19 protein-coding genes and 1 pseudogene are annotated in these 19,393 nt (G+C 61.6%); 10 read left to right on the plus strand and 10 right to left on the minus strand.

The features are described from left to right. Nucleotides 1-232 precede the first annotated feature (232 nt). Both AC5RTB_RS08425 and AC5RTB_RS08430 read left to right on the plus strand, forming a co-directional pair. Nucleotides 233-1,267 (plus strand): AAA family ATPase, encoded by a 1,035-nt coding sequence (locus AC5RTB_RS08425; protein ID WP_494060612.1) that lies wholly within the window; start codon nucleotides 233-235, stop codon nucleotides 1,265-1,267. Between the two features lie 275 nt (nucleotides 1,268-1,542). After that, nucleotides 1,543-1,818, plus strand: a complete 276-nt coding sequence (locus AC5RTB_RS08430; protein ID WP_494060613.1) for a hypothetical protein — start codon at nucleotides 1,543-1,545, stop codon at nucleotides 1,816-1,818. 175 nt (nucleotides 1,819-1,993) lie between these two features. Here AC5RTB_RS08430 and AC5RTB_RS08435 read toward each other — a convergent pair. From AC5RTB_RS08435 to AC5RTB_RS08460, 6 genes and pseudogenes are all read right to left on the minus strand, one after another. Then, nucleotides 1,994-2,542: pseudogene (locus AC5RTB_RS08435) on the minus strand (DinB family protein). 290 nt (nucleotides 2,543-2,832) lie between these two features. Then, the gene (locus tag AC5RTB_RS08440; RefSeq protein WP_494060614.1) at nucleotides 2,833-2,976 is read right to left on the minus strand and encodes a hypothetical protein; all 144 of its coding nucleotides are present in this window, start codon (nucleotides 2,974-2,976) and stop codon (nucleotides 2,833-2,835) included. 139 nt (nucleotides 2,977-3,115) lie between these two features. Continuing rightward, on the minus strand, nucleotides 3,116-3,805 hold the full coding sequence (locus AC5RTB_RS08445; RefSeq protein ID WP_494060615.1) for a cytochrome c biogenesis CcdA family protein: 690 nt from the start codon (nucleotides 3,803-3,805) through the stop codon (nucleotides 3,116-3,118). Beyond that, on the minus strand, nucleotides 3,778-4,338 hold the full coding sequence (locus AC5RTB_RS08450; protein ID WP_494060616.1) for a TetR/AcrR family transcriptional regulator: 561 nt from the start codon (nucleotides 4,336-4,338) through the stop codon (nucleotides 3,778-3,780). Before AC5RTB_RS08450 ends, AC5RTB_RS08445 begins: the two co-directional genes overlap by 28 nt. A 162-nt stretch (nucleotides 4,339-4,500) precedes the next feature. Beyond that, complete coding sequence (locus AC5RTB_RS08455) at nucleotides 4,501-5,064, minus strand: dihydrofolate reductase family protein (protein ID WP_494060617.1); 564 nt, start codon at nucleotides 5,062-5,064, stop codon at nucleotides 4,501-4,503. Nucleotides 5,065-5,189: 125 nt separating this feature from the next. After that, on the minus strand, nucleotides 5,190-6,347 hold the full coding sequence (locus AC5RTB_RS08460) for an MFS transporter (RefSeq protein ID WP_494060618.1): 1,158 nt from the start codon (nucleotides 6,345-6,347) through the stop codon (nucleotides 5,190-5,192). 55 nt (nucleotides 6,348-6,402) lie between these two features. On the opposite strand from AC5RTB_RS08460, the gene AC5RTB_RS08465 reads away from it, so the two are divergent. The 6 genes from AC5RTB_RS08465 (at nucleotide 6,403) to AC5RTB_RS08490 (ending at nucleotide 14,400) form a co-directional block, all read left to right on the plus strand. Beyond that, nucleotides 6,403-6,981: a TetR/AcrR family transcriptional regulator gene (locus tag AC5RTB_RS08465; protein WP_494060619.1), complete on the plus strand. Its 579-nt coding sequence runs from the start codon at nucleotides 6,403-6,405 to the stop codon at nucleotides 6,979-6,981. A gap of 70 nt (nucleotides 6,982-7,051) precedes the next feature. Beyond that, entirely contained in the window at nucleotides 7,052-7,783 is a 732-nt protein-coding gene (locus AC5RTB_RS08470; protein ID WP_494060620.1) for a DinB family protein, read from the plus strand. Between the two features lie 333 nt (nucleotides 7,784-8,116). After that, on the plus strand, nucleotides 8,117-8,518 hold the full coding sequence (locus tag AC5RTB_RS08475; protein WP_494060621.1) for an ankyrin repeat domain-containing protein: 402 nt from the start codon (nucleotides 8,117-8,119) through the stop codon (nucleotides 8,516-8,518). A gap of 320 nt (nucleotides 8,519-8,838) precedes the next feature. Then, a complete protein-coding gene (locus AC5RTB_RS08480; RefSeq protein WP_494060622.1) occupies nucleotides 8,839-13,059 on the plus strand; it encodes a Pls/PosA family non-ribosomal peptide synthetase in 4,221 nt (1,406 codons plus the stop codon). Nucleotides 13,060-13,190: 131 nt separating this feature from the next. Next, entirely contained in the window at nucleotides 13,191-13,913 is a 723-nt protein-coding gene (locus AC5RTB_RS08485) for a lysyl oxidase family protein (RefSeq protein WP_494060623.1), read from the plus strand. Nucleotides 13,914-13,962: 49 nt separating this feature from the next. Further along, entirely contained in the window at nucleotides 13,963-14,400 is a 438-nt protein-coding gene (locus AC5RTB_RS08490) for a VOC family protein (RefSeq protein ID WP_494060624.1), read from the plus strand. Between the two features lie 253 nt (nucleotides 14,401-14,653). Here the strand turns inward: AC5RTB_RS08490 and AC5RTB_RS08495 are convergent, their stop codons facing one another. The 3 genes from AC5RTB_RS08495 to AC5RTB_RS08505 all read right to left on the minus strand — a co-directional run bounded on the left by AC5RTB_RS08495 (nucleotide 14,654) and on the right by AC5RTB_RS08505 (nucleotide 17,213). Next, on the minus strand, nucleotides 14,654-15,127 hold the full coding sequence (locus AC5RTB_RS08495; RefSeq protein WP_494060625.1) for a cupin domain-containing protein: 474 nt from the start codon (nucleotides 15,125-15,127) through the stop codon (nucleotides 14,654-14,656). 187 nt (nucleotides 15,128-15,314) lie between these two features. After that, a complete protein-coding gene (locus AC5RTB_RS08500; RefSeq protein WP_494060626.1) occupies nucleotides 15,315-16,337 on the minus strand; it encodes a DUF808 domain-containing protein in 1,023 nt (340 codons plus the stop codon). Between the two features lie 123 nt (nucleotides 16,338-16,460). After that, on the minus strand, nucleotides 16,461-17,213 hold the full coding sequence (locus AC5RTB_RS08505) for a metallophosphoesterase family protein (RefSeq protein WP_494060627.1): 753 nt from the start codon (nucleotides 17,211-17,213) through the stop codon (nucleotides 16,461-16,463). A gap of 292 nt (nucleotides 17,214-17,505) precedes the next feature. Here AC5RTB_RS08505 and AC5RTB_RS08510 point away from each other — a divergent pair, with 292 nt between their 5' ends. Both AC5RTB_RS08510 and AC5RTB_RS08515 read left to right on the plus strand, forming a co-directional pair. Further along, the gene (locus tag AC5RTB_RS08510; RefSeq protein ID WP_494060628.1) at nucleotides 17,506-18,261 is read left to right on the plus strand and encodes a VldE C-terminal domain-containing protein; all 756 of its coding nucleotides are present in this window, start codon (nucleotides 17,506-17,508) and stop codon (nucleotides 18,259-18,261) included. 157 nt (nucleotides 18,262-18,418) lie between these two features. Next, entirely contained in the window at nucleotides 18,419-19,054 is a 636-nt protein-coding gene (locus AC5RTB_RS08515) for a maleylpyruvate isomerase family mycothiol-dependent enzyme (protein ID WP_494060629.1), read from the plus strand. 117 nt (nucleotides 19,055-19,171) lie between these two features. Here AC5RTB_RS08515 and AC5RTB_RS08520 read toward each other — a convergent pair whose 3' ends face one another. Next, nucleotides 19,172-19,309, minus strand: coding sequence for a hypothetical protein (locus AC5RTB_RS08520; RefSeq protein ID WP_494060630.1), 138 nt, complete (start codon nucleotides 19,307-19,309; stop codon nucleotides 19,172-19,174). Between the last annotated feature and the right edge of the window lie 84 nt (nucleotides 19,310-19,393).

Here is a 19,393-nt window from a genome sequence, read left to right on the forward strand (position 1 = left end):
CTTTCCGACCCTGATTCTTGATGACGTGCTCCACCTTTTTTGGCCTGGGCAGCGTCCCGACCTGCAGCTTCTGCCGCATCCTTGGTGGCGTAGTCAGCACCGAAAGCACGGCGAGTGCCCGCATTACCCAACGGAGACTGCCTGTACCGCGCGAGTACTACGACCGAAAGGGAGTTGATACTGGTGGGGGGCAACCCCCCTCCGGTCGGGAATCGAGTACTACAGTGGATGCATGGCTGTCAGCCGCAATCCGCTCGACGATCTGCGCGAAACCATCGGCCATCTGGCTGATCAGCTCAAGCTGCCCGGTTCGGAGCGCGTCGACGACCTGGTCGGCGATCTCATCGGTGCGAGGCCCGGGCCGGCCCGGCCGCTGTCCGAGGTGCAGGCCGAGCTCGACGCGCTGGTCGGTCTGGAGACCGTGAAGGAACAGGTACGGGCCCTCGTCGCACTGCTCCAGGTTCAGGCCCGCCGTAAGACGCACGGACTGCCTGAGGTGGCCACATCACAGCATCTCGTGTTCCTCGGGAACCCGGGCACGGGCAAGACCACCGTGGCGCGGCTCCTGGCCGAGATGTACCGCGCGGTCGGTCTGCTGCAGAAAGGCCACTTGGTTGAGGTCGACCGTTCGGGCCTGGTGGGGCAGTACGTCGGCGCGACCGCCCTCAAGACGGACCGGGTGATCCGACGTGCGCTGGACGGCGTCCTGTTCATCGACGAGGCTTACGCGCTGGCCCCGGAGGACGGCCGGATGGACTTCGGCCCCGAGGCGATCGAGATCCTGCTCAAGCGGATGGAGGACCACCGCCATCGCCTGGTCGTGATCGTGGCCGGGTACCCGCGGCTGATGGAGTCCTTCTTGCTCTCAAACCCCGGACTGCGCTCCCGGTTCGCCCGCGAGATCACGTTCCCCGACTACTCCGTCGACGCACTCCAGACGATCTTCCACCAGATGCTGGCCCAGCACGAGTACACCCTGGAGCCGGGTGCGGACCAGATACTGCGCCGCATCCTCACCGGGCTCCACGCGGGCGAGGACTCCGGCAACGCACGGTTCGCCCGCACGCTGTTCGAGCAGGCGCTCAACCGCCAGGCGCTGCGGCTGTCGCTCGACGAGGAACATAGTCTCGACGCGCTCGATCGTAATGCCGTCATGACGCTCACCGCGGACGACATCGTCGAGGCCGCGCTGGCCTTGGGCGAGGGGCCGGAGCCGGAACCGACGCCGGAACCGGAGCAGTCACGCTGGTGGCGCTGGCTGGTCTGACCGGATCCGCGGCGGCTGTCGCTCAGCGGGTCCGCCCATACAACCCGAGGCGCGGACTTCAGCTGCCGGGCACTTGAGCGCGGTTTTTGCGTCAATGTTGTCTCTGTTTTTGTCCGGCGAGTGTTTACCGCTGTTGTTGTGGGCACTACTTTGGGAGGATCCGGGTGAGCCCCGATACTTTCCACAGCAATGCGAACGGGCCCTTCCGGTATCTGTCCGAACAAGCCACAGCACCCACCGCCCCGGGTGGGTCGTGCAAGGAGGAACCCATCACCATGGCACCGAATCTGAATCAACCCATCACCGACGACAGCATCAAAGTCCGTCAGCTCAGCCACTATCAATTCAGCTGGATAGCCGGCGATCCGGGCCAGCCCGGATCATGGACTCTGCAACTGGTCCTCGACCAGGGAGCCTGGGAGGAAGTTCTCACCATCGACGCCGATGACGCCGATAATCTTCAGGACTTGCTCTCTTCGGCGGAGATTGTGTACTACGACATCCAGCGCCGGACCCTGATGTTCGGGACAACCGAAGCCGGGCATCACTGACCTTAGGGGCTTGCGCCAAGTGTGAGAGGCCGGTGAAGACACCACGCTCACATCGGAGGGGACGGACACCCTGTGTGTCCGTCCCCTCCACGGTTGCCTGCGTTCCTGAAGTTTCACTCTTGGGATACCGGTGGCAACTATCGCACAATCACGGTGCTCAGCTCCGCGTTAGTTCTCAATCAGGCGGGTCCTGTCCAACTCGACCATCGATCGACTCTCGGATGAGGTCTACGTGGCCATTGTGGCGCGCATATTCCTCGATCATGTTGAGCAGAATGTAACGCAGTGTCGGGAGCTCAGGCTGGGAAGCTACCGTGCCCTGCCGCTCCAAGCCGCCGTCGGCCAACGCTTCCGAGAACAACGCGCGGGAGCGGGTAACGGCGTCGTGCCATTGTTCATATAGTTGCTCCGGAGTGTCCCCAGCGGCTGATACCCAGTCTCAGTTACCGTCCTCGCTCCAGTCCACGGAATTCCACGGCGGGAGCTGCGGGCGGCCGTGGAGCCATTCCGTGGACATGTCATCCTCGAAGCGGGCCAGATGCTTGAGCATGCCGCCAAGGGTCATGGATGACGGGGGCAACGTCGCATTCAGCCCGCCGGAGTCCAGACCGCTGGTCTTCCAGGCGAACGTTGCACGTTGCCTGTTCAGGAAGCCCAGCAGTGTGGCCGCCTCGTCGCCGGAAATCGGCGGCTCCAGATTGTCTTGGCCCTTCTGGTCACTCATCGTCCCTCACCGTCTAGGCTGCCTCGGTTCGCAGCGGGATGTCGACCTAACCCTGCAGCGGCTGACCATTTTACGCCGGCATGGTGCACCGCGGAAGGCCGGGCGGACCCGCAGCGCATCCAGCAGAACCGTGGATGTCTGTGTCTGGCAGGTCGGCAATGATCGGCTCGGCCTTGGACGAGCCGATCCGTCAGCATACCCATGGCACGCGTCCATCTGTGTTGACTGGCATACAGCGCCGGGTGGTTCTGCAGAACGGGGTTCATGGAGATCGACGCGGGGAGGACTGCTTATTCGTCGGTGTCGTTGAGCAGTGGGGAATCGACGTCGTCGGTGTCGTGCTCGTTTGCGGCTCGATCGTTGTTGACCCGCTTCAGGGAGATTCCCTCCAGGTAAGACGGTACGGGAGGGTCCTTTTCTTCATCACTTGTCATGATCGAATTCTAGGGACCATAGGTCCGGCTTGGCGGCAATAGCACGCCCACAGCAGGGGCAGGCTTCGTTAGGTCGAACTGTCGAACCCGGCGGCTGGTCCCGCAGGATCCCTCACAGCGCACGTCTCGAGCAGTATGCTCAGGGCCAGAGTGCGATGGTGAGGGCTGCGGCGGTGAGGATGAGCAAGGCGATCGCTGCTGGGATAGAGCGTTTGACGGTTCCCGTCGAGAAGCGATCCAGCACCTTCCGTAGTCGTGTCCTAACTTCGTCGCCATGCGCTATGCCGAGGGCGAGCAGAATAAGGCACGGGATGCAATACACGAGAGCGTAGCCGGCAAGCACAAGCAGGCCTACGGGGACTTCGACGTCCGCAGTGACCATCCGTTCGATGGCGATGAAGTAAGGGAACGCGTTCGGCAGGTCAGCTCCGGTAATCAAAATGCCGAGCGGGAAAGCCGTCCACAGTCCGAACCAGGGTGGCAGGTCGATACCTTTCCTTTCCCGGTCCTTGAAGCGGCGGAGACCGGCGACGGTGAGAGCGATGGCCGCGATGAGGAAGACGCCGCGGCGAAGCCAGATGAGCCCTTCGCCTACGGCGTCGGCGGCAGCACTAGCGCCGAGGAAGATGACCATGCCGAGGCTGAAGACCGTACTCATCGCGCCCAGTACGAACGTCAATGCTGAACCGACAGGCCTGTGGCGGACGTTGAGCAGGATCAGGGTGATGACGACAATAGTCGCCGGGTTAAGTGAATCAGCCAAGGCGAGACCAGCGATGCCGGCGAGCAGACCACCACCAATCACTTGACGGACCTTCGATTCAGCCATTGCAGAATCGTATTAACGCTGGGTGCGGAATCGTCGTCCGTGATGCTGTTCAGCAGCATCCCATCACCCAGAAGGCGGATGACCGAAGCGGCCACCGGGTCTCCTGTTTCAGCGGCGAAGAGTTGCTCCCACCGCCTGGCTGCGACGGCTGCCTGCGGCAGAAGCGTGTCGGTCATTGGGGTGTGATCGGTGAGCATTATCAACATCGCCCGATAGAGAGCAGCTTCCTCACGGGATGATGACAGACGCAACCAGGTCTCGACTACGTTGCCGCGCTCTGCGGCCGAGGTCAGCGCCTGATCCATTTCATGTATTGCCTGCACCGCAATACCGTCCACCAAGGCGCCACGCGACTTGAAGTGGTGCATCAGCCCGCCTTTCGACACCCCCGCCTGCTGAGCGATGGTATCCATCGACGGCACCGACCCGGTCTCGATCGCGAGCCGTCGAACGGTGTGCAGAATGTGTTCTCGGTTGCCCATGAAGTGACGATACCAGAGGAACCGACCGACCGGTCGGATCGTTTCTCCCAAGTTTTGGCTCCCGCCAGGCTCGTAAGTCGACCCCTCAGCCCCGTCACTCTTGGGCATGCAACGACGGCGACGAATCTGGTGACATGAGATGAGGGATAGGACACGCTCGGGGTGTGCGATCGCAGCCTCTTGAGCACTCGCCAACGATCCAGCGTCGGGCACTCAGCGCCTGGTCTCGTACCTGGTCAGGAGTACACCGTCTGGAAACGTCCGGGTCTCCACCAGCCTCAGGTTCACCCAGTTGTCCAGGGTTGTGAAGAACGGCGTACCGCCGCCTACCAGGACCGGATGGGTGACGATCGCGTACTCGTCGATCAGTCCGGCCCGCATGGCCGCCGCAGCGAGTGTGGCACCGCCGATGTCCATAGAGCCGCCGTCGTCGGCCTTGAGCCGGGTGATCTCAGTGACCGCGTCGCTGGTGACCAGGCGCGTGTTCCAGTCAACCGTGCTGGTCGTCGAGGAGAACACCATCTTCGGCATGTCCCGCCAGCGGCGGGCGAACTCGATCTGCGCCGGTGTGGCGCCGGGCTGCTGGTCGGCGGTCGGCCAGTGGGAGCTCATCGTCTCCCACAGTTTGCGCCCATACAGCGACAGGCCCGTCGCTCCCACCCGGTCAGACCACCACTGGAACAGCTCGTCGCTCGGCACGCTCCAGCCGAGGTTGTTGCCGGGCGCGGCGATGTAGCCGTCCAAGCTCAGGTTCATGCCGAATGCCAGGTTGCGCATGGCGTCAGTCTCCCGTGAGTCGGTACTCGTTGTACAGACCAGCACGGCTCGGAAAGTCATCGGTCAGGGCGCACCGAGGGCCGGTCGATCCCCGCCATACAGATGCTCCCTACGGAAGGGATCAGTTATCCGACACGCAGCCTATTCCGGGTCAGGGGTGTCGCGCGGCGAGTTGCTGGGATGAGGCTTGTGCCGGCGATTACGGAGGCGATCACAAATGCGGACATGGGGTTGGTGGCGTCCAACAGCGCGCCGATCAAGAACGCTCCGGTGGCCTGGCCGAGCGCGAGAGTGATGAACAGCGACGCGGTTCCCACTGCCGCATGGTCCGGAAGCGCGTCCGTGGCCCAAGCGATGAGGACGCCACTGAGAGCGACGTAGCTGGCACCGAATACAGCACCACCGGCGTAGACGGATACGACGTTGGAGGGCAGAACGCCAATGACCAGGGTGGCCAGACCCATCAATGATGTGGTGGTGATCCAGCCTGCGCGCAGCCCCCATTTGGTGACGAAGTCTCCTGAGAAGGCTCCTGCTACACCGGCTGCACCCAGGCAAATCCAGAAGATGGTTGCTTCGGATTCGCTCATGTGACCTTCAGTGGTGACCAGTGATCTGCCGAATGTCCAGACGGCTGCACTGGACACCCCTGCGAACAGGGCAGCCGCCGAGGCTGGGCGCAGGGGCTTCAACCCGGCGAGTCGAAAGGCCCGGCGCGCGGTGGTGACTGTTTCCCTCCTCGGCAGTTTGCCGGTGACGAGTACTGCAATGGTTGCGGCCGCATTGATGGCAGCGATGATCCACCAGGCGGTGCGCCATTCATCGGCCAGGATCAATGCGAGGGGACCGGCGATGACCACGCCGAATCCGGTGCCTGAATTGACCACTGCTTGCGCCCGGGGAGCGACCAGAGAGTCAGTTCTTTCCTGGACCAGGGTGACCAGACCGGGGGAGGCGAAACCTGCGCCGGCACCAGCGATCAACATACTGACCGCCAGAACCATTGCGGAGCCTGAAACGGCCACGCCGATGCTGCCGGCGGCGGCCACGCTACCAGCAAGCAATACGGTCAGCCGTGGTGAGGCGACCAAGCGGTACGCCACGGCCGCAGCGAGGCAGTAGGAGATGAAGCTGCCGCTGGAGATGCTGCCGGTCACCGTGGTGGTCAGGGCGAAGGACTGGCTGAAGGCCGGAACGAACAATCCATATCCGAAACGGGCCAGACCATAGGTGGCGGCGATGAGTGCGGTGGCGCTGATGATGAACGGGAACGACGTGCGCACCGGACCTCCTCGGTAGAACCAGCGTTATAGTAGAACCAACGTTATAGTTATGGGTATGGAAACACAATCCGGAAGACCACCTGCAAGGCAGAGGCTGCTTGATGCCGCGGATGAACTGTTCTACCGCAACGGCATCTCCAACACCGGGGTCGATGATGTGCTGGCCAGAGCCGAGGTTTCGGTTGCGACCCTTTACGCGCAGTTCGGAAGCAAGGACGGACTGCTCCAGGCGAGCCTGCAACGTCGGCTGGAAACCTGGCAGGACTACTGGGATGAAGCCGTCAACGCCGCCGAATCAGACCAGGATCGCTTACTGGCGGTTTTCGACGCATTGAAGCTTTACCGGGAACGCGAGCACAACACCCGCTGGTGCGCATTCCTCTCCACAGCAGTGGAAATTCCCGAGTCTAATCACCGCGCAGCCGAACTCATCAAAGCGGACACCACACTGCTGAACCAACGTCTCCGGCTTTTCTCCGAACCACTCGCTGGTGCCCAGGCCGACAAATTGGCCGCCGCAATCCTGCTCATTTACAACGGCACCCTGGCCAGTTTTCTCCGCGGCAGCCCCGAACACCCCATAGCCCACGGCCGCAGCACCGCCGCCCTCACAATGTGCGCCTTCACGGCATGATTCGCCATCGCAAAAAGGGTGGTGGTCTTCTGACGTAGCTCTTAGCGCCCCGTCACCGGATAATGGGGCGATGACGACCTATTTCGGCACGAAGGAGTTCGAAGGTGCGAGCTTTGTCAAGGCGAGTTTCAAGGGCGCCACCCTGCGATTCTCCGATGTCAGCGGCGTGTCGATGCGCGGCGTCGACGTGGATGGCCTCGACATCGACAGCCACGACCTCTTTTTCGGCAGCCTCTTCGTCAACGGGGTCGACGTGGTGCCGCTCGTAGACGCCGAGCTCAACCGGCAGTTCCCGGGCCGTGAGCTGCAGAAGGCGCAGACGCCTGAGGGCCTGCTTGAGGGGTGGAATGCTGTGCAGTCCGCGTGGCAGGAGACGGTGACGGGTACGCCGCTCGACCTAGTGGACGCGCACGTAGAGGACGAGTGGTCTTTGTCTCAAACCCTGCGGCACCTCATCCTGGCGACCGATGCCTGGCTTGGCGGCGGGATCTTGCGGAAGGAGCAGCCGTTCCACGAGATCGGGCAGATTTTCACCGGTGCCGGCGAGATGGGCTTTGACATGTCGATCTTCCGCGCGGACCCGCCGGCGTACGAGGAGATCCTCGCGGTCCGGGCAGAGCGACAACGACAGGTGACGAATTTCCTCGCCACGGCCACGGCGGGTTTGCTCGCGGAGAACCGCGAGAACCCGTGGGGTGGCGGTGACTGGCGACCCAGCGTCGGCGACTGCATCCGCGTGATTCTGGAGGAGGAGTGGGCGCACCTGCGCTACATTCGACGGGATCTCGCTCGTCTTCGCTAGAGCTAGAGGCAGCCGCAAGCTAGGTGCAGGTCCCTATGCGCAGCTTTCCTGCCTGTAAGCACGATTCTGTTGGTTATATCAGCAGTGAAGTCGCGACTGCCATCGGCATACGCGATTCGAATACCCTCTGCTTCTTCATCGGTGTCCGGGTGCCTGAGTGGGGGAGCTGGTCACGCCTTTAGTGCCCGGTGGGTAAAGCAACCGTCGGGATTGTCTGGTCCGGAATGCGCTGGTGTGTCATGGTTTACTCACCTCTGGTGTCGTCGTTTGACCCTATCCAGTGCACAAACAGAGGTTCAAGGTATGGATATTGGACGAGAGGTCGCGGGGAAAATGAACGAAACTACAGCGAAGCCCGACTTCACCGACGCCGAGCTGCAGTTCCTGGAGTCGGTTTTCGAGCTCGCAAGGGAGGGACGCACCGGTGAACTCATGAGTCTTGTGAGTTCGGGTATCCCAGTGAACCTGACGAACTCTCGAGGCGACACACTGCTCATCCTCGCGTCGTACCATCGACGGGCGGACACGGTATCAGCGCTTCTCAATGCTAGCGCGGATACCAGCCGGGTAAATGACATGGGCCAGACCGCACTCGCAGCTGCGACGTTCCGCTGCGATGCGGGCATAGTCCGCGATTTGCTCCGAGCTGGTGCAGATCCGCACCTCGGACCCCAAAGCGCTATCGCTGTGGCCCGGCAATTCGGGTTGAAGGACATGGAGACCCTATTCATTTGATTGCGGGATGTTCCTGCGGAGCTCCTGCAGGGCCAGCACACCGAACCGGGACGCTCGCTCGATGACGCCCGCCATGGCGAACATCAGCCCGCCTTAGCCAAACGCCCAGCAATAGCCGCTGCCCTGTCGCAGAGCACCATGCTTTGAGGGGAATCGGATGCATCAGATAGAACCCGTCACCAAGAAGTTGGTTCCGGATCCACGAAGTGAGAGGTGAAGGAAAATGCAAGGTTCGTGGCGGAGAGTAGTGGCTTACCGGAGGAGTTGATCCGAGAGCGTCACCTCCCTTCTGGTCGGGCTCGCGAGGAAGAGGGGAACGCATGAACAGCACGTCCAAAACTGATTCCGGCATGAACCGTCCCGTCCAACTGCACGGCGCCGCCTCCTTCGGAGCGACCGGAGCGGGGCCAGTCCTGACTGCGGAGGGTGCGGACCACACTGTCCGCTGGCGGGAGGGTGAGCGGCTCAATCACCTATTCGAGGACCGCTGTGACAGCCTGCGGAGCCAGGGACGGGGGGCTCAGCTGGCCGTTGACGCGGGAGACGTCACCCTCAGCTATGACGAGCTCGACGGGCGGGCGAACCAGCTCGCCCGGCATCTGCTGGTGTGCGGCGCCCGTCCCGGGGACCGGATTGCACTTTTATTCGACCAGCCATGGCAGGCCTATATCGGAATGCTGGCCGTGCTTAAGATTCACGCAGCATACGTCCCCCTCGATCCCGGATTCCCGGCGGACCGGTTGAAGTACATAGTGGAAGATGCTGACGCTGCCCTGGTCCTGTCCCTCACGCATCTCAAGGACCTGCTCCCTGAAGTCGCTGCCCCTGTCGTATGCCTCGACCACGTGCGAGCACACATTGCGAGCGAGGACTCATCCCGCCTTGCTGCGCTGCCCGAGGGTGGCGTCCAGGACGAGCTGGCGTACATCATCTACACCTCCGGTTCGACTGGGCGCCCCAAAGGGGTCGGAGTTGAGCATGCCAGTATCTGTAACTTTGTACGTGTCGCTGCGGAGGTTTATGGCTACATACCGTTGGACCGCGTTTACCAGGGCATGACCATCGCCTTTGACTTCTCTGTAGAGGAAATATGGGTGCCCTGGATGATTGGGGCCACCCTGGTTCCAAAGCCAGGCGGTTCCAGCCTTCTGGGAGTCGAGCTAGCCGAATATCTAAAGGAACGGCGGATCACTGCCGTGTGCTGTGTTCCGACCCTGCTGGCCACTATCGATGAGGATTTGCCCGGTCTCCGGTTCCTGCTGGTTTCCGGCGAGGCCTGTCCCCGCGACCTGATCACCCGCTGGCACCGCCCTGGCCGCCGATTCCTTAACGTTTACGGTCCCACCGAGGCGACCGTCACGGCGACCGTGGCCGTTGCCGACCCGGACCGACCGGTAACGCTGGGGGTGCCCCTGCCCACATATTCGGCGGTGATTCTTGATCCTGACGAGAACCGGGCCCTGCCGGTCGGGGAAACCGGGGAGATCGGGCTGGCCGGCGTCGGACTGGCCCGCGGGTACATCAATCGGCAGGACCTGACTGAGCGGGCGTTCATCGCCGATTTCCTGCATCTCGATAACAACCCGTCCGGCCGTATCTACCGCACCGGCGACTTGGGGAGAATCAATAAGGACGGTGAAATCGAATATTTCGGTCGCATTGACACCCAGGTAAAGATCCGCGGTTACCGGATTGAGCTGACAGAAATAGAATCCGTTCTTCTGCAGGTGCCGGGCGTGGCTCAGGCAGTCGTTTCGACCTACGAACCCGAGCCCGGGTTCGTGGAGCTGGCCGCCTATTACACGCTGCGCCACGATACTGCGGAACTCGATCCGCATGACATCTACAACATGCTGAGGGTCCGACTCCCGGGCTACATGGTGCCGGCATACTTCGAACAGCTCACGGCCATTCCGATGATGGCCAGCGACAAGGCCGACCGGAAACGCCTGCCGCAGCCGGCGAACAGGCTCAGTTTGGCCGGTACCGGCACCTATACGGCTCCGGCCACGCCGCTGGAGGAATTGCTGGCAGCGGAACTGGGTGCGGTGCTTCGCCAGGATCGCGTTTCCACCGACGCGCACTTCTTCAACGACCTCGGTGCGAACTCTCTGCTGATGGCGCACTTCTGCGCCCGGGTACGGAAGCATGCAGAACTCGTTACGCCCGCCATGAAGGACATTTATCTGAATCCGTCCGTTCAGCAACTAGCACTGCTCCTGAGCGCGCGCCAGCCGGACGCCGACGACGGAGCATCGCCGGTCACGGCGGCCGTTCCGGCGCGGAGGACTGCCAGCACGGCACAGTACGTCATGTGCGGAGTGCTGCAGTTGCTGATCTTTTTGGGTTACCTCACGTGGGCTTCTCTGCTGCTGATCCTGGGCTATGAGTGGATCTCGGAGGGCAGCGACCTCGTGCAGATGTGGGTACGCGCTATAGGTTTTGGAGCTGCAACGTTCGTGCTGCTGTCGCTGGTGCCGGTCCTATTGAAATGGATCCTGATCGGACGGTGGAAAACCGGGCAGATTCAGATTTGGAGCATGGCGTATATCCGATTCTGGGCAGTCAAAACCCTCGTCCAGGCTAATCCTCTTGTGCTGTTTGCCGGCTCACCCCTTTACCTGCTGTACCTGCGGATGCTCGGTGCGAAAATCGGAAAGGGCGTAGTCATTTTTTCCCGAATGGTCCCTGTATGCACCGACCTGTTCACCGTGGGGGACGGCACCGTCATCCACAAGAACTCCTTTTTCCTGTGCTGCCGCGCACGCTCGGGAGTCATCGAAATGGGTCCCGTGACCTTGGGCCGGAACGTGCTCATTTCCGAAAAGACCACATTGGACATCGACACCTCGATGGGCGACGATGCCCAGCTCGGGCACGCCTCGTCCCTGCAGACTTCGCAGTCGGTACCAGACGGACAGGTATGGCACGGGTCTCCCGCAGCCCGTACAAGCACGAACTACCGGCGCGTGGATCCCACCAATTGCAGTACCCGCAGGCGGCTTATTTACAGCCTCCTTCAAATGGCGAACCGCGTCCTGCTGGTCTTTCCGGTCGGGCTGCTCGGATTAGCTGCCCTGCTGCCGGAGTACCTGCAAGTGGGCCACCTTCGGTTGGACAACCTGGGATTCTTCCTTGACACCATGTTGGTGACCTTGGTGCTGTTCATCGCCGGCTTCATCACCGGTTTGGTTATTGTCCTGACTGTTCCGCGGCTGTTGAATACCATCCTGAAACCGGACACTGTCTATCCGCTTTACGGCGTGCACTACTCGTTCCAACGCACGATGGCGAGGATCTCGAACGTGAAGCTGTACAAGGACGTGTTCGGTGACAGTTCCTACATCGTGCACTATCTATCGGCGCTCGGGTATGACCTGGGGAAGGTGGAACAGACCGGTTCGAACTTCGGCCCGGAGGTCGCCCATGAATCGCCCTATCTGTCCTCCGTGGGAACCGGAACTATGGTTTCCGACGGCCTGAACCTCATGAACGCTGATTTTTCCAGCACGTCTTTTCGGTTGACACGGGTCAAGATTGCTCCACGGAACTTCCTCGGCAACGATCTCACCTTCCCCATCGAGGCCCATGTGGGCGAGAACTGCCTGCTAGCGACGAAAGTGATGATCCCCATCGACGGGCCGGTGCGGACCGGGGTGGGGCTGCTGGGCTCGCCGCCCTTCGAGATTCCCCGTGGCGTCTTGCGGGACGCCCAGTTCGACGAGCTGAAGATCGAGGAAGCAAAAAGCAGGCTCCTGCCCGCAAAAAACCGCCACAACATCGTCAGCATGGTCCTGTTCCTGTCCGTGCGCTGGTTCCTGCTCTTTGTCGGCACTCTGCTGGCTTCTGTTGCTGTCTCGCTCCACGGAGTCCTCGGTGCCCTCGCAGTCGCCCTGATGATGTTGGCATTCCTGGTGTTCCGCGTCCTGCTCTCCGTGCTGGTCGAACGCTCAGTAATGGGTTTCCGACACCTGAGGCCACAGTACTGCTCCATTTACGACCCATACTTCTGGCGCCATGAGCGGCTGTGGAAGTTGTTGGCGACGCCGCCGTTCAACGGGACCCCGTTCAAAGCGCCCATCTGGAGGATGCTCGGCGTAAAGGTGGGGAAGAGGCTTTATGATGCCGGGGTCAACATACCAGAGAAAACACTGGTGACCATCGGGGACGACTGCGCCTTCAATGAGGGCACCGCCATTCAGGGCCACTCCCTCGAGGACGGAACTTTCAAGTCGGACCACATCGTGCTGGGCAACCGGTGCTCCCTGAGCGTTGAGTCCTTCGTTAACTACGGGGTCACCATGGGCAACGACGTTGTCCTTGAGGCAGATTCCCTCCTGATGAAGGGCGAGGACGTACCGGACAACTCGGTCTACGTCGGCAACCCGGCCCGCGAAACGAGAACGGTTGCAGGGACGGCAATGCTCCCGGCTGGTCCGCGCCACCGTGCCGCGAACAGGCGGTTCCCCGCCAGCTGGCGGCCGCCTCATGGCACCCACCAACTCCCTTCCCGGAATCCCGCCCACGCGGCTCGCAATTAGCCAAATTTACGAACAGGACGACGACAGTGATGTGCAGAGTGAGGCAACCGAAGGTCACAGCAAGGCGTTCTTGCGTTGCTGCGGTCGTTGCGATCGTGGTTTCTTCGTGTGTTCCTCAAGGTGATGCGGCATTGAGCCCTACAGGAACTTCCTCGCCGACGGACGTGGGAGCATCGCCGACGTCTTCGGATGCTGCGGGTGACCTCCTCCCTGACCTGGTGATGCTGCCGTTGCAGTCGATCCACATCGGCTATGACCGAGGGGAGAAAGTACTGCGCTTCACCGCCGATGTCTTGAACGACGGCGACGGACCGATGCAGGTCACCGGTACCCGGTCCAGTACAGAGGAGCCGGATCTGCAGGTTTCTCAAGACATCCTGCAGGCAAATGGTGAATGGAGGTCGGTGGAAACCGACGCCACCATGCGGTACGAGACCGTCGACAGGCACGACCACTTCCACCTGCAGGAGTTCCAGCGCTATCGGATGCGGCCGGAGGGCAGTGACGAGTGGCGGGTCTCGCGCAAGGAAGGGTGGTGCCTGCGTGATGACGGCAGCCTACGCGACAAGCCCTCCAGATACAGCGACGAGGACTACTACTGCGGCGAAAACCAGGAGAACGAGCTCACTGAGCTAGTTCAAGGGATGACCGAAGGGTGGGTGGACTCCTACAACTGGTACCTCGAGGGTCAGTACATTGAGCTCAAGGATCTGAAACTGCCCGGAAATTTTTGCCTGGAGGCAGAGGCTGATCCCAATGGTTCCCTTATCGAGAAGAACGACGATAACAACGTGACCTCGACTTTGGTGAGCATCACCGAAACGGAGGCCCCCATCGTCAGACAGGGCTGTTGAGGCTGGAACTGACGGCAACTCCGCGCCCCTAAAGGCTAAGGTATGACGCATGCCCATCAAACTCGAGAACGTCGGCATCGCGGTCCGCGACCTCGAAGCGACGATCGCCTTCTTCAGCGATCTCGGGCTCACCGTCCTCGGCCGTGACACGGTCAGTGGAGAGTGGACTGACATCGCCGTCGGTCTCGACGGGAACCATGCCAACATCGCCATACTTCAAACGCCGGACGGCAACGGCCGCCTCGAGCTTTTCGAATACATCCACCCCGAGGCAATCGAGACGGAGCCCACCCGGCCCAACGAGATCGGCATGCACCGTCTGGCCTTCTCGGTCGACGACATCGACAAGGCCCTCAAGATCGCCGCAAAGCACGGCTGCCATCCGCTGCGCGGCGTGGCAACATACGGCCAGCTTTACAAACTCGCCTATGTCCGCGGCCCCAGCGGCATCATTGTGATGCTCGCCGAGGAACTGAAGAGGGCCTGACGTTACTCGATCCCTCGTACGAGGAGGGGACCATGCCCGTTAGTGGCGAATCTCTACGCGTGCAGATTGGAACCGGCTGGAATGGTTACACCATAGCTGGATGGTAATTCTTTGACAGAAAAATTGGGGGCGGGTTCTCCCCGGCAGCGGCGGTGGAGAACCCGGCCCCTTCTTCCGCGATCTAAGAAACTATAACTGCTCGGCCGCGTAGCTACGTTTGATCAGCGATTCGAGATTCGCAAGACCCAGCGACTCAGGCGGTCTCTTCCCCTTTGGTGTCCACTTCCTCGACCCATGACGGCGGCTCGTCGCGACCCTGGTCCTCGTCCTTCTCGGCGTCTTCCGGCGTCTCCTGCACGATGCCCTGGGCGTGGTGCGTGGGCGCGTAAATCGTGTAGAGGCGGATTGGTTCATCGCCGGTGTTCTCGACGTCGTGCCATGTGCCGGCCGGCACCTGAATGCTCCAGCCGTCCTCGACATCCTGCTGGAAAGAGAGGTCGTCTTTAGAGGGCCCCATCTTAACCCGGCCCTTCCCGGCATCGATGCGCAAGAACTGGTCGGTGCCGTGATGCACTTCCAGACCGATCGCACCCCCCGGCTCGATCGACATGAGCGTGACCTGCAAGTGCTTGCCCGTCCAGGCCACCCGGCGGTAGTCAGCGTTCTCCGTTGTAGCACTCTCGATGTCGAAGGCGTTCGGCTTTGGTCCGTTGTCTGTGATGTCCATGACTTCATTCTTGACCATCCCCCTGAGGATCACCACCACGGGGGTGTGCTTTTGCCTGTAGGGAACATCCATCGTCTGGGCGTTGAGCGCCCTAGAAGCTGAGTCTTTACGGGAAGTCGGCCTACCCGAGTTCCTCTACTACAAGAAGGGCAAGCTGGTTCTCGACGCCTACCGCGGTGGGTACGAGCTAAGGAGCGGGATCGACGTTGCGTTTCGTCGGTCGATGGCCCGCGATCGCAGCGCGTACGTCGCCCTCTTCGTGCTCGCCCTTTTTCTTGCCGAACGGCAACGCTTTCAGCAACGGATGCACGATAGCCATGACGATGAGGCCCCAGGCGAGGCCCAGGATGGCGGAGCAAAGGGTGTTCACGAGCCAGGCCAGGAAGCCGCCCACAACAGGGATACCGACGAAAGGGGCCTCGAGGGCATGGACCAGGTCATACGGCATGTGCCAGCCGAGGTCGTATGCCCCCTGCAGCATGATGTGACCGCCAACCCAAAGCATGGCGATCGTCCCGACGAGGGTTATCGCAGCCAGTACTCCAGGCATCCCCTTGACGAGCATCTCACCGAAGCGCTTGGAGCCCGCGGAATCCTTGGTAGTGAGGTGCAGGCCGATGTCGTCCATCTTGACGATCAGCGCGACGGCACCATAGACGATCACTGTTATCGCTAGCGCCACGACAACCAGGATGATTGCCCGGGCCCACAGGGACTCAGTGGCAACCTCATTCATGGAGATGACCATGATCTCGCAGGACAGGATGAAGTCGGTGGTGATGGCGCCCTTGATAACCTTCGCCTCGGCCTCAGGGCCTCGTTCGACCGCTGGCGCATCTTCGGCCGCGTGGTGGCCGCGGAGCTTGTGCCAGACCTTCTCGGCACCTTCGTAGCAGAGGTAAGTGCCGCCCAGCATGAGGATGAACGGGATGACCCAGGGTATGAAAGCGCTCACGAGCAGCAGCGCCGGCAGGATGATCAGCAGCTTGTTCCGGAGCGAGCCCCAGAAGATTCGCTTGATCATCGGCAGTTCGCGGGACGGGTCCGCACCTGACACGTATTGCGGGGTGACTGCGGCGTCGTCGATCACAACGCCGGCTGCTTTGGTGCCAGCTCTGGCGGCCCCGGCAGCGACGTCGTCAACTGAGGCGGCGGCTATGCGGGCCAGTGCTGCGACGTCGTCCAGGAGGGCGACAAGACCGCCGCTCACAATCCGCCCTGCAACTGCTCAAGGGGGGACTGCTGGGCATAGGTGCCACTGTTGAGGCGCGTGATGGGCATGCTCAGAGTATAGGCGCAGGCAGCGATCAACGAGGGTGCACTATCAGGACGCTCACCCATCTCTTGGTCCGAATGTTTTGAGAGCTTCGGTATCGGTTGCAGGGCGGCGAACGACTTCCTCCAGCCACTCGGTGACCTGCGGGAAGGATGACTTTGAGCTTATCTCCTTGATGATTTCATCCGCGTCGATCAGGGTTCGAGCGAGAGTTACAGCACCATCGCGAAGCAGCGCCCAGTGCGCACCGGGTCTCCCGTACGGGAGCCCGACGCTGCCGGGATTGATGATCGTTCGGTTGATGGCGAGACGCATGAACGGCATATGCGTGTGCCCGCAGACAATTGTTTGGACCTCGGCCGGCATATCCTGCAGAACCTGTTCCCAACGATCTATCCGACTGTCGACGAGGACGACCTCTTCGTCGTCGCGAGGCGTAGCGTGACAAAACAGAACGGAACCGAACCCCCTCACCTCTAGGATGAGTTGCTCTGGCATTTCGGTCAGGAGTTCGAGGTGAGCGGGCGAGAGCTGGGCAGCGCCCCACACCGACAAAGGGTCATCGTCGAGCCCGACGTCGAAGCCCCGGGCCATCTGCAGGAGTTCCCGATCGGCGTTACCGCGGATGAGAAGTGCTCGGTTACCCAGCCCTACGAGACGGTCCAGCACTTCAGAAGGTTGCGGCCCCCAGGTGTGGTCGCCAGTCACGACTACCAGATCAGCGGCTTGCACGGCTGGTTCCGCCAGTACCCGATCCAGAGCGGGAAGCATCCCATGAACATCGGAAAGCACCGCAATAGTGGCCGTCATGCACTAAGCGTGCCTCAGCGCTCACTCTTCAGCTAGGGTCGCCCCCAAACGAATCTTCACCGGGACGAAGTCTGGTTCGACCCGACGGACGGCTTTGCAATGCATCCCTTACTTCCGCGTGGGAACTTACAGTCCCAGCTGTCGATTAAGCATGTAGCGGTTCACTCCTCTTTCATTTGCTGGAGTACTCCACCGCGGCGAAAGGGTGCGTCATCGTAATCAGAGTCTTTGTGGTTGGCACCGGAGTTTTCGAGCCGGCCTCGGTATCCGGGTTGGCAAGGACTGACTCGTGATGACCACCGACAGGACGCGGGGCGGTCGGCGCCGCCCCATTCCATGGCTCGTGGGTCTTTTGCTGCTCGCGTCAGGAGCGGTGCTGCTCGGTTCCGGCGCGCTCAGCGGCTTGCGCATCGGAGGCCCACTGCCAGGACTCGCGGAGTGCACCGTCGAGACTTCGGAGGGAGAAGTCGGACTCAACCGTGATGAGGCGAAGCTAGCCACGACGGCCGTGGCGCTTTCGGCCCGCGGACTGGAGGCCCCGGACACCTCCGGCATCGATGAACGGGTGTTGCAGCGGCTGTCCAACGGGCCGCCCCAAGACGCTGGTCCCAGCTTGACCTGTCGAGGCTCAGCCGCGAGTGACCTGCCGGAGGAACAGCTCACAGCCACAGGGTTGACACCCCGCGCTGAGCAGATGCTTGAAGCGATGACCAAGGTGTTCGGTGAGCAAAGTCTTGGTGGGTTCGCCCCGGGTGGTGTCGACCAGGGGCACGGAGCCGATTCGACTCACTACGACGGTCGGGCCATCGACATCTTCTTCCGTCCGGTCACGGAGGAGAACCGGCGAGAAGGATGGATACTGGCCCATTGGCTAGTCGCTCATGCCGAGGACCTCAACATTCAGTACGTCATCTTCGACGACCGATTCTGGAGCGCCCATTTATCTCGAGGGCAATGGCACGACTACGACGCACCCGACCCCGGCAATGAGATCCTGCGTCATCTCGACCATGTTCACGTGGACGTGCTTGGCGGAGGCGCTGACTAGGAGGCGGTGCAGCCCAAGTAGCGATTTCTTGACCGAGGCGACGCGAGCCACGGCCGCTGTCCCATAGCGATGGAAATCCGTAGCTGCACATCGATGATTCTGCGGCGCGAACTCCGTCTGATAGGTGAAAGTCGGACATCAAAGTGAAGGATGGGGCATGACCACCAACTGGAAATTAGTACATTCGGAACGGCGCGCTCTGGCGGAGGATCTCGCGACCCTGACAGACCAGCAGTGGACCACAGCGTCACTGTGCGAAGGGTGGGACGTGCACGACGTCGTGGCTCACCTGACCGGATCGGCCAAAACCACGCGGCGGAGGTTCTGGTTGTCCCTCATCCAGTCGGGATTCAACTTCGACGTAGCGAACGCTCGCGAAGTGACAGCAGAACGAGCCGCCACTCCTGCAGAGACGCTCGAGCACTTCAACGCTACGATCACCAGCACACACACGCCTCCAGGATCTTTCAATACCCGGCTCATCGAGATCGTTGTCCACGGAGAGGACATCCGGCGACCACTCGGCAAAACAAGACGGACCCGCCCTCCGAAACTGGAGGACGCCCTGAGATACATTGCCCGAGACCGGCTTTCCGGTGGCAAGAAACGGCTAGCGGGTCTTGAGCTCACCGCGACCGACGAAGAATTCATCATCGGTTCGGGAAAGGATGTGCGGGGACCCGCCCTTTCACTGCTTCTGGCAGCTTCCGGACGCCCCGCCGGCCTGCAGCAGCTTCACGGGTATGGCCTCGCGCTCCTGCATCAGCGGTTGACCTCAACCTGGACTTCTTGAACGTTCATCAACTTCCAAGCGGGTCGCCTGGTAGATCTTCCGGCGGCTGAACCGATGGCTTCAGCGCTGAATGTCCCCTCGTGTGAGTAGAGCCGCAGCAGTGCGGCCCGTTCGCGTTCATCCGGCAGCGGTATCCACGGCGAGATCCACCCGGCCGGGGCGCTGCGCGAGTGCGCGTTCGCTGACCCTTTCCAGGAGACCCTCGGGAAGAACCACTCCATCTCTGGTCAGGTTCGGCTGGCTGTGAAAGGTCACGCCGGTGCTGCTCGGACCGAACTCCTCAATGGTGAAGGACAGGATATTCCCTTCAGAACGCTCTCCCGCTGTATTCGGCGCCTG

The sequence above is a fragment of the Arthrobacter sp. M71 S08 genome (assembly GCF_059089725.1).

What these genes read in the sequence shown, in the direction of transcription:
- AC5RTB_RS08470 (WP_494060620.1), top strand. Translation starts at nt 7,052, where the DNA reads ATGACGACCTATTTCGGCACGAAGGAGTTCGAAGGTGCGAGCTTTGTC.
- AC5RTB_RS08490 (WP_494060624.1), top strand. Translation starts at nt 13,963, where the DNA reads ATGCCCATCAAACTCGAGAACGTCGGCATCGCGGTCCGCGACCTCGAA.
- AC5RTB_RS08505 (WP_494060627.1), bottom strand. Translation starts at nt 17,213, where the DNA reads ATGACGGCCACTATTGCGGTGCTTTCCGATGTTCATGGGATGCTTCCC.
- AC5RTB_RS08440 (WP_494060614.1), bottom strand. Translation starts at nt 2,976, where the DNA reads ATGACAAGTGATGAAGAAAAGGACCCTCCCGTACCGTCTTACCTGGAG.
- AC5RTB_RS08515 (WP_494060629.1), top strand. Translation starts at nt 18,419, where the DNA reads ATGACCACCAACTGGAAATTAGTACATTCGGAACGGCGCGCTCTGGCG.
- AC5RTB_RS08445 (WP_494060615.1), bottom strand. Translation starts at nt 3,805, where the DNA reads ATGGCTGAATCGAAGGTCCGTCAAGTGATTGGTGGTGGTCTGCTCGCC.
- AC5RTB_RS08495 (WP_494060625.1), bottom strand. Translation starts at nt 15,127, where the DNA reads ATGGACATCACAGACAACGGACCAAAGCCGAACGCCTTCGACATCGAG.
- AC5RTB_RS08455 (WP_494060617.1), bottom strand. Translation starts at nt 5,064, where the DNA reads ATGCGCAACCTGGCATTCGGCATGAACCTGAGCTTGGACGGCTACATC.
- AC5RTB_RS08510 (WP_494060628.1), top strand. Translation starts at nt 17,506, where the DNA reads ATGACCACCGACAGGACGCGGGGCGGTCGGCGCCGCCCCATTCCATGG.
- AC5RTB_RS08465 (WP_494060619.1), top strand. Translation starts at nt 6,403, where the DNA reads ATGGAAACACAATCCGGAAGACCACCTGCAAGGCAGAGGCTGCTTGAT.
- AC5RTB_RS08430 (WP_494060613.1), top strand. Translation starts at nt 1,543, where the DNA reads ATGGCACCGAATCTGAATCAACCCATCACCGACGACAGCATCAAAGTC.
- AC5RTB_RS08425 (WP_494060612.1), top strand. Translation starts at nt 233, where the DNA reads ATGGCTGTCAGCCGCAATCCGCTCGACGATCTGCGCGAAACCATCGGC.
- AC5RTB_RS08480 (WP_494060622.1), top strand. Translation starts at nt 8,839, where the DNA reads ATGAACAGCACGTCCAAAACTGATTCCGGCATGAACCGTCCCGTCCAA.
- AC5RTB_RS08475 (WP_494060621.1), top strand. Translation starts at nt 8,117, where the DNA reads ATGAACGAAACTACAGCGAAGCCCGACTTCACCGACGCCGAGCTGCAG.